Genomic DNA, 13398 nt, shown 5'->3' on the forward strand with positions numbered 1-13398 from the left:
GCTAATCGAACTGAACTTATACAACCAGTCACTGGGTCTAGGATTGCTCCATAATAGATACCGTTGGCTAAAGCTGTTGTTGGATCTAATGGCGTTACGCTTACTAGTGAATTATACCAAACCACGCCTGTTTCGTTTACCTGAAGATTGGCAACTGTTGGGCTATTTGCCAAACAGAAGTCTTGAGTATCATCGTTAGTTGTTGGTTTAGCTGGATCGCTAACGGTTACAGTTACTACTAAACGTACAGCACTTTCACAATATACTTCTGGAGGACCTACTTTTATTGGAAGAGAAATCGCTCCATAATAAGCTTTACTAGTCAGTACAGTAGTACTAGGTAATGGAGTTGTACTTATAAGAGAATCATACCAAACAACATTTGGCTCATTTACCTGAAGACTCGCAATCGTTGGATTACTTGTTAAACAAAAAGTCGGTGTATCGTCATTGGTTGTTGGTGTGGCAGGGCTAGTTACTGTTGCTGTAGCCGCTTTAAGTTCACCCTCTTTATTCTCACATGTATTATCACTTGATACTGCAACATAGTAAGTCACAGGACTCATAAGTGCTGTTAATCCCGAAACTGTTAGAACTCCTAAGCTACTAGTTGTATAAGTAACGCCTGCAATAATTACAGGCCCTGGTCCATTTGGAATAGGCTGCGTTTTATTAGCATCAAAATACCAAAAGAATTTAGGATTTGTTAAAGTACTTTCTGGTGTAAATACAGCATCTGTATCATGACAAACAGAATCATTATTTACCGTAATATCAGTTACAAGAGAATTTGGTAAAATTGTAAATGTAATTTGTTTTCTATCTCCAGGTGCTGTTTCACAATATTCATCTGAACTAACTCCTAAATAATATGTGTAAGTTCCAGCAGTTAATCCGGTTAGATTTAATATTGAAGCTGTTTCTCCTACGATTAAATTACTATTTGTTCCATCAAAACTATACCAATGGTATACCACATTATTAAGTACTGGAGTAGCAGCTAAAACTGCCTCTAACTTAACTTTTCCATCTCCAGCACAAATTATAGTATTGCTTCCACCATTAATTTTCACATCTACTATTGTACTTATTGGAGTTGTTGGTCTAACTATTACAGTTACAACACCTCTTGCCAAAGCTGGACAACCGTAACGAATTGGTTGAATATAATATTTATATGTACCTGCTGCCAATGTAGCTGGGATTGTATATGTTTGACCTGAGGCCAATTCATTCCCACCTGTTGGTGAGTCATACCATTTATAACTTGAACAATTCGCCGGAGGCACCTCTAGTTTTATATCAGTGCCGGGGCAGACCGTGACATTGTTTTTAATATCCCCTCCGATGACTTTGGTATTTGTTACACGATCTATATTATGAACTCTTAGTTGGTCTAATACACTTGCAACACCTCCAAAAGATATTGTAACTCTATCATATGGCTGAGTTTGAGGAGCTACAATTGTCATTGCCATTGTATCTCCCGAAAGTAATTTTAAAGTCAATAAACTACTATTGTTTTGGATAGGAGCACCAACAGCAATATTTCCTAAATAAAGCTGGATATTAAATCCAGTAAGCAAATTAAGATTTAAGACTGTTCCTGGTTTAGAAATCACTATTCTAAGACTATCTCCTACCATAGATGGTGTTCTAAAAGTTGCTGTAAGCTGTGCAGCAGCAAGTACTCCTACTCCACTAAACATTGTAGCATAAGTAGCTACATCGCCATCAGCTATGTTCCATGCATTCGAAACACCTACTGTAGCAGTTAATGCTCCAACACCTATTTCTTTTACACCAAAGAAAACATCTTCGATATCTCCTTGCCCACAAGTTATCTGAGTAACTGATTTATCATAATAAGCATCGTATACATTTATATTTTGTGCTACACTTAAGATTGATCCCAATTGCACACGAATACCATCATAAGCTTTAGGCCCTGTAGCATCTGATGGAACAAATGTGTACTCAAATGAGTTTTGACCAGATAATAAGTTTAACAATGATCCAGATACAGATTGTAAAGTTCCAATATCAATTGGATTCCCCAGACCATCGCGTTTAGTTCCTATCACAGTAACACCTTGTCCTAACGCTACGCCACTATACTCCGCACCTAACTTAACCGTTACTGGAGTTCCTTTTGCGATAGTTGTAGGCCATTGTAAATTTTGCCATGTAGTTCCAATACCCAAAAGTCCTAAACCAGTTGTTATTGTAGAGTATGTTTTAGGATTACCATCAGCCCCATTAGCTTCATTTGTAACAGTTCCGGTAATAATAGATCCCCATTGTTGAGTCGTAGCATATTCTCTCTCTAATAACGGATCACAACTAGCAGGATCTATAACTGTAATTGTAATAGTCTGACTATTTGTACAAGTTCCGCTACTCGCAATTACTGTATAAGTAAAAACACCAACAGTATTTAGCGCACCAGTATTATTTGATGGTATAGGATTTCCTGCTGGATCATACCAAGTTACAGTTCCATTAGATGTTGCAACTAATGCTACTGAATCTCCTTTATTAACAACTTGAGAAGCTGTTGTAACCACTAAAGTTGGCAACGGATTAATTGTAACTGTTACTTTTTCTTTCACAGATGGACAATCAACACCTATTGTTTGAGCTTGAATCCAATAATCACCTCCTACAGTAATATTAGATGCAGCCTGATCTGTAATTGGTGTATTTGCAGTATCAAAGAAAGTATATGTCGTGTTTCCTGATGTATCAAAATCTGTAATAGCATCTTTTAAGTTTACTTTGGCACAACCCGCCAAAGTTGCCGTAACCGTCAAAGCTGAACCTGCTGGAAAATTTACTACAACTTCTTTTAAAGTTCCGTTTATATTCTCGCAAGTGCCTCCATTAAGCACCGAAACATAATATTTATAAGGTGAATTAGAAGCAATAAGTCCGCTAATTGTAAGCGCTCCGGTTGAAGAGTCTTTTAAATACGTTACTGTTCCTACCGTTCCTGATACAATTTCTTGAGTTTTATTTTGATCTGTATAATATTTAAATATTGCTCCCGCCAATGTAGATGTTGGAGTCAATACAGCACCTCCTGCACAAGAAGCAGTTAAAGGAGTTGTTATCGCAATATCAGCATCTGTAGGAATAGGCAACACTGTTACAGTAATAGCCTGACGATTAGTATTCAGACACGGTGTAACTCCACGACTAGCTTCTAAGTAAAATATTTTAGTCCCTGTCAATGGTCCCGTTACATAAGTGCTTGTATTAGTTGCCAAAGCTATTCCTCCGGTTGGAACATCATACCAAGAAAATGTTTGTGTACCTGTAGCCGTAGCCGTTAATGTAGTAGATTGTCCTTCACAAATTGGAGATGCTGCTCCAGTAATTGTAGCATTTGGATATCTATATGAAGCCTCATAAATATCTACTCCTGCTAATAAAGTAGCTAATCCTTCTAATCTAACCTGAACACTTGTAAATGCTCCAGCAGCTATAAAACTCGCTCTAAAACGGTTTCCTCCTAAAATCTGAACATTTAAAAGAGAACTAATATTAGATTGATCACCATTAGGTAAACCTGAATTAAAACTTTGCAAACTAATATTAGAAAGAGCACTTATATCAAGAAGTCCAACAGGTATTCCTAGTTCAACATCTATAATATCTCCCTCCTGACCAACTGTTGGAAAGCTTAATACTTGTTGTATATGATCTCCTAGTAAACCAACAGGTATTGAAAGATGTGCTGCAGTTGTATTATTACCATCTACAGAATCACCATCATTTGTTGAACCACATAATAAACAATTCGTTGTTCCTCCTTTAGAAGTCACTTGTGAATTAGCCAACAAACAAGAATTAATAGAATTACTTATCACTACATTAATAACAGCTCTTGTATCACTTATACAATCTGTTGCTGTACTTCTCGCAGTAATATAAAAACTTTTATTTACTGATAAAGCTGGTGTTGGCGTGTACGAAGTTGTAGCTGAAGCCAATAGATTCCCATTAATAGGAGCATCGTACCAATCATAATCTATGCCAGCCACAGGATTTGAAACCTCCAGAGTAACACTTTGTCCAGCCTGGATAACAACATTAGTCAAGGCTACGGTTGGTACTGCTGGTCGCGCACTAACATTAACTGTAACTTGCGTACGGGTTGGACTTAAACAGCTTCCAATCACCGCTTCTACATAATAACTAGTTGTAGTCGTTAAGCTTGGTGTTGTAAATGAAGTTCCCGTAAATAAAGAAGTTCCGCCAGAAGCTGCACTGTACCAATTATAATCTGTACCTGCAACTGGTGACTGAACCGTTATTGTTGTAGTTTGCCCACTACATAAATTCATTGGGCTAGCTACTACCGTTGTTGGAGCGACAGGATTATTTACTGTTACAAGAACAGGAAATCTTTCGCTATTCACACAACCATTACGAGTAACTTCAACATAATAAGTAGTATCTGCCGTTAGAGCTGGTGTAGTATAGTTAGCAGTATTACTTAATAAAGTACCACCAGTTAAAGCACTGTACCAATTAATTGTTTCGCCCAAACTAGCGCTAGATATTAACGTTGCTGTTTGTCCGCTACAAATTGTTGTATTACCAGTTATAGTTCTAGCTTTAAATTTATACGAAGCACCATAAATATCAAGGCTCGTTAATAATGTAGCCAACCCTCCTAATCTAATTTCTACACGATCAAAAGCAGAACCAGCTTTAAGACTTGCTTTAAAACGATTACCTGTTAGTAATTGAATATTTAAAAGGGAATTATTTACAGCTATTCGGTCATTATTATAAGTAGCACCGTTATAAGTCGCTAATGAAATATAACTTAAGGCGCTTATATCTAAAATTCCGGTTGGTATTTCTAAATCAACTGTAATAATATCTCCAGCCTGACCTGGGTTATTAAATTGCAATGTTTGCTGAATCCATCCATTAACTAAACCAACAGGAACCGATAATCTGGCAGCAGTACTGCTACTACCATCAACCGAATTATTAGGATTAGTTGAAGAACATAATAAACAAAGTCCATTTTGGCTTGTTTGTTGACTATTTGCATCTAAACAACCACCCAATGGATTAGCCGAAACAGTTACATTTATTGCAACTCTAGTCGCACTTACACATCCTCCTGCAGCACTAACAGCCTCAACATAAAAAGTTTTATTTGCAGTTAATATAGGTGTAGTATAAGTTGGCGAATTTGATAATAACTTAGTTCCTCCTGTAGCTGCATCATACCAATCAAAAGTAACACTTGGATCAGTTGATGAAGCACTTAAAGTTGCATTTTGACCTGACAGTATTGATACACTTTGTGTTAATACAGTTGGTAAAGCAGGAACAGGATTAGAAGTAACACTTACAAGAGTTCTCGTTGGTGTTTTACAAGTTCCGATAGCTGCCTCCACATAAAAATTAGTAACTCCAATAGGTACAGTTGTAATAAACGTATTGCCTGAACCTAAGAGCGTACCTCCAGATGCAGCATTATACCAAGAATAAGTAGTACCTGGCACTGGGCTTATTACCGATAAGGTAGTCGACTGCGTTGCACCTGTAGAACAAATTGCAGTACCATTAGTATCAATAGTCGGCAATACAGGGTTTGAAATATTTATAGTTACAGGAACTCGTTCATCACTCTCACAACCTGCATTTCTGGAACTACTTACATAATAAGTTGTCGCACTTGTTAAAGCTGGTGTTGTAAAAGTATTTATGTTTGAAAGTGCTGTAGTCGATGTAGGTGAATCGTACCAAGCTAATGTAGTACCAGCCGCAACAGTAGCAGTAAGTGCTATAGATTGCCCTGAACATATAGTTTGAGTATTTCCTCCAACAATTGTAGGTTTAGCAAATTGTAAGTGAACCTCATATATTCTTAAATTTAATAATAAGCTTAAAATTCCACCACTCTGAATTTTTACACCATTTGCATCTCCAGGTAATGTATATTTTATAACACCAATATTGTTTACTGGATCTAAAATTTGGAGGTTTAATATACCGTTATTTAACGCAACTGCCGGTCCCACATTCGCCGCTCCATTTTTTGCCTGAATAGTACCATTTGATAGTAACTCAGCATCTAAAACACCGTTTCCAGTATTAAAATAAACGACAATTTGGTCACCAGCTTTAGCAGTTTGATTAAAATGTAATGTCTCCTCTGCAAAACAAACCAAACCTAAAACATTTGATATAGAAGCAAAAGTAGTCATGTTTCCATCAAATGCTGAATCTGGTGTAGTTACACTCATACCTACACATAACAAACCGCCAGTACTATTAGTCTGAGAGTCGGGTTTGCAAAAATTTTGTGAGAATGAGCTCGAAAAGGGAATTAATATCAAAAACAACCACAAATAATTTTGCAGAAATGCCCCCTTTTTTATTGTTAAGAAAAATGTTTTCATATTCCTGAGAGATTAATAAAGTGATAAATAAATTCCAATATGATAAATAGGCATCTCCATCAACAATCCCATTTACGCATTTACGCGGAGATTATTAAAACAAAAGCCGTAATAACAAATCATCAGAGATACATTCTAATGCTGTTAAAAACATCTAATTTTAAGGTCTATAAAAAATTACTCAGAATTTGTTGCAAACTCAATTCGCGAAGAAGCGCATGGTTCCTTAGTTCGACAAAAATCAAAAGTCAAATAAATACGAAAAAAAGAAACAGGTTTACAAGAGTCATTTAAAGTAGATTTTAATTTCATAAAAATGTTTTTAAAAGATTAATGTATTTTATTAGAGATTCTGTTTTTTCATTTTTGGTTACTATAAGGCACTAGAAAGCCTGTATGTAATGCACCATAGGTCATCCATAAAATAAAAAACAGAAATTTTAACTCGACGATTTTAAGTACAAGAAAGTATTCACAGCTTAATCTTAAGAAACAACATTCTACAAGAGATGCGAAAACTAAAATCTATTAGGGTTAGAAATAGATTTGATTACTAATACTTGAGTAGTCGATTATACGCTTCCGGGGACTGAAGACTCAAATTAATAATGCTACCTACGTATTATTATCGAATAGACAACATCGATAATCACGCCTATATTGAACATTCTGATTATTTAGTTTGGGGATATAAAAAATCAGTTGTTTTATAAAAACATTTAAAAGGGAAAATTGTTTTCCTGCTGTATTAGCAAAATCAGATATGACATCTAATTTTAAATTGAATGCCAATGAAGTAAAGAATAAAGTAGAGAAGAATTTATTTCTTCTGATAAAAGTAATTATAAATTCCATAAGCATACAGTTAAAATAATAATTGACAAAAATTCGTACAAAAAATTTATTTATTTAAAGGCCTTTTTTAAGAACCTTCATGCTATTATGTGGTATTATATTATTTTATTACAGAAAACTATTTAGAATATTAATAAATAATCATTTTTTTTATATATTGCCCTACATTTAATATTAGGATTCCCCGATTCTATATAAATATAACCTATCTATACTTAATCAGATTTACATCTGACTTTCGGCGTTATGCGATTTTGGCAATAATTCAAATTTTAAGATATTAACTTAAAACATGCGAGTAATTAACATTTTACGACTATTTCTTTAACAGTCTTAAGATTAATTAACAATCGTTTAATGATTAATATTTCATAAATGTAAAAATCTTTTTTCGAATATGCAAGCAAAAAAATCACTAAATGCGAATTTAATCTTAAAACGATTAAAAAAAGCTTTATGCATAAACACCGACATTGAACTATCTAAATTATTGAATATCAAACCAAACACCATCTCTACATGGAAGAAAAGGGATACTTTAGATTTTAGCGCAATAATCTCAATTTGCAATGTTCACGAAATTGACTTAAACAAAATACTTTCAGAAAAAAGCCACAACGAAAAAACTAACAATATAATATTAAACAATACTCCTTTAATTAAGAGAGAGATTCAGTTTGAATATTGTCTTGGCAATGAAGATTTATTAAACACATTACCTAAATACCATTTTCCGTTTATTCAAAGCAAAACTTCAAGAGCTTTTGAAGTAGTTAGCAATAATATGAAACCTATTATAAACGCAAATTCATTTGTAGTTTGTGAAATTGCAGATATAAATACGATAGAAGAAAATGCAATTGTAGTAATAATAAGTAAAACTAAAGGACTAATCATTAATAGAATAAAAAATGATAGTCCTTTAGAAAAAATATTTACTTTAAGCAATGATAATGCTTTCTTTAAAAACACTACTATTGATTTTGAAGATATTAAAGAAATCTGGGTAGTAAAAAATATACTGATTAGAATTTAAATCAAGCCAGGTTTGCTTTAATAAGTAATCGATTTACGACTCGATAATCGTATTTATTTGCTTAAATAACTGGCCATCACTTAAGAAAGCTCCTTGTTGAATTAATTCAAAAATAGAAGTATTACGTTCATCTGTAAAAACTTTTTTACCAACTTTCATTTCGATAGTTTCAGTAAACATATTATCACTTAGCCATTGCAAACCTTCTTTAGTCAGGAAATCAGTTTCCGGAACTAAGGATTTCAAAACTATCGATTGCACATGTGTATCAAAACATTGAAATAAGAAAATATGATTCTTAGAGAAATGCTCTAAAAATTCGGCTCTGGAGAGAACACCTTCCCAAATTAAATCAGAGAATACATCTAGCTCTTGTTCAGCCACCTCAGGCTTGTTTATTTTGATCGAATCCCACTCTGCTTTATCAATTGCTTGTGTTCCTAAAAAATTAGCAAATTCAGCATGTAATTCATCAAATTGTTCTTTTGTTAATCTTGCGTATTTCATTTTAAAATATTTACGGCTTTTCCAACCAATTTCAGCTATTTAATATTCAAAAAAAAATCCCGATTTACATCGGGATTTCATATTATAAATTAAAACTATTACTTTTCAGCAACAATTTCGTAAGGTAATTCAACTACAACATCTCTGTGTAATCTAATGCTTGCAGCATATTTACCAGTACGTTTTACGATACCGCTAGTAATAAATTTTCTTTCGATAGAGTTACCAGCTTTTTCTAAAGCTTCAGCAATATCTATGTTAGTGATAGAACCAAAAAGTTTCTCTCCACCAGCTTTTGCGAAAATTTTAATTTCAAGTGCTTTCAATGCTTCAGCTATTTTCTTAGCGTCATCAACAATTTTAGCCTCTTTGTGTGCTCTTTGTTTTAGGTTTTCAGCTAATACTTTTTTTGCAGAAGGAGTTGCTAAAGTAGCAAAACCTTGAGGAATTAAAAAGTTACGACCGTAACCAGCTTTTACAGATACTACATCATCTTTAAATCCTAGATTCTGTACGTCTTGTTTTAAAATAAGTTCCATGTTGTTGTCCTTATATTTGAGAAGTTAGGTTCGTTTGACGGAAACCAACAACTGTTGTTTAATATTATTTTAATAAATCGGCCACGTATGGCATTAAAGCTAAGTGACGAGCTCTCTTAACAGCTACAGACACTTTTCTTTGGTATTTTAATGAAGTTCCTGTTAAACGACGAGGAAGAATTTTTCCTTGCTCATTAACGAATTTCAATAAGAAATCTGCATCTTTATAATCGATATATTTGATTCCAGATTTTTTGAAACGACAATACTTTTTAGTTTTGTTAGTTTCTATGTTTAAAGGCGTTAAATATCTGATATCTCCGTCTTTTTTTCCTTTTGCTGATTGCTCTATTGTAGACATAATAATTAAGCTTTTGTAGATTTTAATTTTGTTCTTCTTCTCTCAGCCCAAGAAATAGCGTGTTTATCTAAACTTACAGTTAAGAAACGCATAACTCTCTCGTCACGTCTAAATTCAGTTTCAAAAGCAATAAGAACTTCTCCTGCTACTTTGAACTCAAATAAGTGATAAAAACCACTTTTTTTGTTTTGGATTTCGTAAGCCATTTTTTTCAGACCCCAATCCTCTTTTGATACCATTTCAGCTCCTCTACTAGTAAGAAATTCTTCAAATTTCGTTACTGTTTCCTTCACCTGAACCTCAGATAAAACGGGATTTAAAATGAAAACAGTTTCATAATGATTCATAAATACAATATTTATTTGTTAAAATTGGGTGCAAAAGTAACCATTTATTTTAAATATCCAACACTTTTTTTCTTTTATTCGACGTACGACAAAAAATAAGCCTAAAATCTAGTTTTTTATTAAAAATAAATCTATATTTACTATTACATTCCCTAAATTTAAATGTTATGAAACTAAATTGTGTTGTAGTAGACGATAGTTCTATCCAAAGAACTATTATCTCAAAATTAGTCAATAATCATCCGAATTTACACTTAATAGGAGATTTTTCAAATGCGATTGAAGCTAGAAGTTGTATCTCTTTAAATAATATTGATTTGATATTTTTAGATATCGAAATGCCCGTTATAAATGGTTTTGATTTTTTGGATGGCCTAAAAACAAAGCCTCAAATCATCTTTATTACCTCTAAAGCAGAATATGCTTTAAAGGCGTTTGATTATGACGCTACCGATTATCTACAAAAACCAATAGCAATAGATCGTTTTAATGCTTCTGTTAAAAGAGCGTTAGATCTATATGCGTTACGCACAGATGTAAAGGAAGATGAAGGAGAACATATTTTTATTAAAAGTAATCTAAAAAAACTTAAAATTTTCACTGCAAAAATAAAGTGGATTGAAGCTTTTGGAGATTATGTAAGAGTTGTTACCGAAGATGATAGCAATCTTGTACTTTCTACAATGAAATCTTTTGAAAATGATTTATCAAAAGAAAAATTTATTCGTGTACATAAATCGTATATCATCAATATTGACAAAGTAGAGCGCTTTAATAGTAAGTTTGCCGAAATCGGAATCACAAAGATTCCGTTAAGTCGAAACAAAAAAGAAGATCTCGTTCGTGCTTTATCTATAACGCACTAATGCGCTAATAAAAGTCAACATTTGTTATTACTTTTATTGATCTATATTGCGCAACAGCCTCAAAACTATTCAGTATTTTCTGAATAGTTTTTTTTGTACCTCCTAATGGCACATTCTGCGGAATCTTAATTAAAATTGTTCGTATATACTCATTTCTTATTCTGCTAATAACAGGTTCTTCCGGACCTAAAACTGACATATTCAAGTTCTGACTAAAAACCTGATACAACCATATCGAGCCTTCTTTTAACTTATCAAAATCACGATGTTTAAGCGTTAATTTAACCAACCTGAAATATGGAGGGTATTTATAAATTAACCTGTCATACAATTGCTCTTTATACATTCCTGCATAATCATTATTAGTGACTTGCTGTATTGTATTATGATTTGGGTTATAAGTCTGGATTACAACCTTACCTTGTTTCTCCGAGCGTCCTGCACGTCCAGAAACTTGCATCATCATTTGAAAACTTCTCTCGAAAGCACGAAAATCGGGATGAAACAACATATTATCGGCATTCATAATTCCTACCAAACTTACATTATCAAAATCTAATCCTTTGGCAAGCATTTGCGTTCCTACCAAAATATCTATTTCTCGATTTTTAAAACTATCAATGATTTTTTCAAACCCAAACTTACCTCGTGTTGTATCCTGATCCATTCTGCCTGTTTTGGCATTTGGAAAAAGCGCAATCAATTCCTGCTCTATTTGTTCTGTACCAAAACCTTTGGTCGTTAAATCAATACTGGAACAACTATGGCAATTTGTTGGCTTTGCCATGCTATATCCGCAATAATGACAACGCAACTGGTTTTTGTGTTTATGATAGGTAAGACTTACATCGCATTGCTGACATTGCGGCACGTGCCCACAAGTTATACATTCTATAATAGGCGAATATCCGCGTCTGTTTTGAAACAATATAACTTGCTCACCTAAACTTATAGCCTCAGAAATTGCTTCGGTTAAAACATCGCTAAAATGTCCCGTCATGCGTTTTCTAAAATACTTATCTTTTAAATCGACCAAAGCAATATCTGGCATTCGGACATTATTATAACGTTCTGTAACCGTTACTAATCCGAATTTTTGTAATTGTGCATTAAAGTAAGTCTCTAAACTTGGCGTAGCAGATCCTAAAAGAACTTTTGCTTTATGAAAGTTTGCCAGAACAATTGCCGCATCACGCGCATGATAACGCGGTGCAGGATCTACTTGCTTAAAAGTTTGTTCGTGCTCCTCATCTACAATTAGCAATCCTAAATTAGCAAATGGCAAGAACAAGGCCGACCTCGCTCCTATTACTATTTGTGCATTTTCAGCATTTACTAAAGTCTGATTCCAAACCTCAACACGCTCGTTATTGCTATATTTAGAATGAAAAACAGCTACTTTATTCCCAAAATGAGTTCGCAACCTACCAACTAATTGTGTTGTAAGCGCAATTTCAGGCAACAAGTACAAAACCTGTCTTCCTGTTGCCAAATACTCTTCTATAAGTTTTATATAAATCTCGGTCTTACCGCTAGAAGTTACTCCATGAAGCAAACAAACTTCTTTTTCGATAAAACTAGTTTTGATATCCTCGAAAGCTGTTTGCTGAACCAAACTTAATTGTAATTCTTTCTCAGTACTTTTTCCTGTAAAATTTACTCGGTCTTGTTGTAAAAAATATTCTTCGAAGATTTCTTTTTCAATCAAAGCTTTTACAACCGCCGATGACGATTGCGAAGCTTCTACCAATTTCTTAACTGTTATTGGTTTCTTTTCGGATGCACTTAGCTGAAAATATGCCATAACAATTTCTTTTTGTTTGGCTGCATTTTTAAGAACGTCCAGCAACTCGCTTAATCCCTGATTAGAATCATACTTGCTATGCAACTTAACATAACGAACTAATTTTGGCTTGTAACTTTCTTGTATTTCCTGTTGGAGTACAACTATATCTTTATCTATTAATTTTTGAAGAATAGGAAATACATTCTTTTTATTTAAAATCGAAACGATATCCTGAACCTTAAGCGAACTCTGATGTTGTAAGGCTTCGTAAACCAAATACTCTTCGTCTGTTAAAACAGTTTGATCTACAAAAACATCCACTTTATGAGAAATTACTGTTTCACTCTCTAGCAATAACCCGCTAGGGAATGCACCTCTATATACATCGCCAATAGCACACATATAATAAGAAGCAATCCAAAGCCAATGTGCTATTTGAATTTCGGTAGCAATTGGTCTTGCGTCTAATATCTCATGAATTTCTTTAGCTTCATAAAGCGTTGGTTCATTCTGGTGTATTTCTAGGACTAATGCCGTATACATTTTGTTTTTACCAAAAGGCACAGCAACGCGCATCCCCTTCTGAATAAAATTAAACTCTGCTTCGGAAATACGGTACGTAAATGTTTTAGCTAATGAAAGTGGTAAAATGACTTCTACAAAATGCATT

At 33.8% G+C, this 13398-nt stretch carries 8 protein-coding genes; 2 read left to right on the plus strand and 6 right to left on the minus strand.

Annotation, left to right across the window (positions count from 1 at the left end; genetic code table 11):
- The coding region (locus IW20_RS25680) for an immunoglobulin domain-containing protein (RefSeq protein WP_455423159.1) at positions 1–6431 on the minus strand (6431 nt) is incomplete at its 3' end.
- A gap of 1252 nt (positions 6432–7683) precedes the next feature.
- Between IW20_RS25680 and IW20_RS25685 the strand changes: the two genes are divergently transcribed.
- Complete coding sequence (locus IW20_RS25685; RefSeq protein WP_051886186.1) at positions 7684–8322, plus strand: LexA family transcriptional regulator; 639 nt, start codon at positions 7684–7686, stop codon at positions 8320–8322.
- 33 nt (positions 8323–8355) lie between these two features.
- On the opposite strand, the gene IW20_RS24305 is transcribed toward IW20_RS25685, so the two are convergent.
- From IW20_RS24305 to rpsF, 4 genes are all read right to left on the minus strand, one after another.
- A complete protein-coding gene (locus tag IW20_RS24305; RefSeq protein ID WP_035628731.1) occupies positions 8356–8829 on the minus strand; it encodes a DUF6495 family protein in 474 nt (157 codons plus the stop codon).
- 98 nt (positions 8830–8927) lie between these two features.
- The gene (rplI, locus tag IW20_RS24310) at positions 8928–9368 is read right to left on the minus strand and encodes a 50S ribosomal protein L9 (protein ID WP_035628732.1); all 441 of its coding nucleotides are present in this window, start codon (positions 9366–9368) and stop codon (positions 8928–8930) included.
- A 64-nt stretch (positions 9369–9432) separates the two neighbouring features.
- A complete protein-coding gene (gene rpsR / locus IW20_RS24315) occupies positions 9433–9729 on the minus strand; it encodes a 30S ribosomal protein S18 (RefSeq protein WP_002987043.1) in 297 nt (98 codons plus the stop codon).
- Between the two features lie 5 nt (positions 9730–9734).
- Entirely contained in the window at positions 9735–10076 is a 342-nt protein-coding gene (gene rpsF, locus IW20_RS24320; RefSeq protein ID WP_035628733.1) for a 30S ribosomal protein S6, read from the minus strand.
- 167 nt (positions 10077–10243) lie between these two features.
- Here rpsF and IW20_RS24325 point away from each other — a divergent pair, with 167 nt between their 5' ends.
- The gene (locus IW20_RS24325; RefSeq protein WP_035628734.1) at positions 10244–10942 is read left to right on the plus strand and encodes a LytR/AlgR family response regulator transcription factor; all 699 of its coding nucleotides are present in this window, start codon (positions 10244–10246) and stop codon (positions 10940–10942) included.
- Positions 10943–10946: 4 nt separating this feature from the next.
- Here the strand turns inward: IW20_RS24325 and priA are convergent, their stop codons facing one another.
- Positions 10947–13397, minus strand: coding sequence for a replication restart helicase PriA (gene priA / locus IW20_RS24330; protein ID WP_035628735.1), 2451 nt, complete (start codon positions 13395–13397; stop codon positions 10947–10949).
- Position 13398: the final 1 nt, after the last annotated feature.

The organism is Flavobacterium hydatis (genome assembly GCF_000737695.1).
Classification (GTDB): domain Bacteria; phylum Bacteroidota; class Bacteroidia; order Flavobacteriales; family Flavobacteriaceae; genus Flavobacterium; species Flavobacterium hydatis.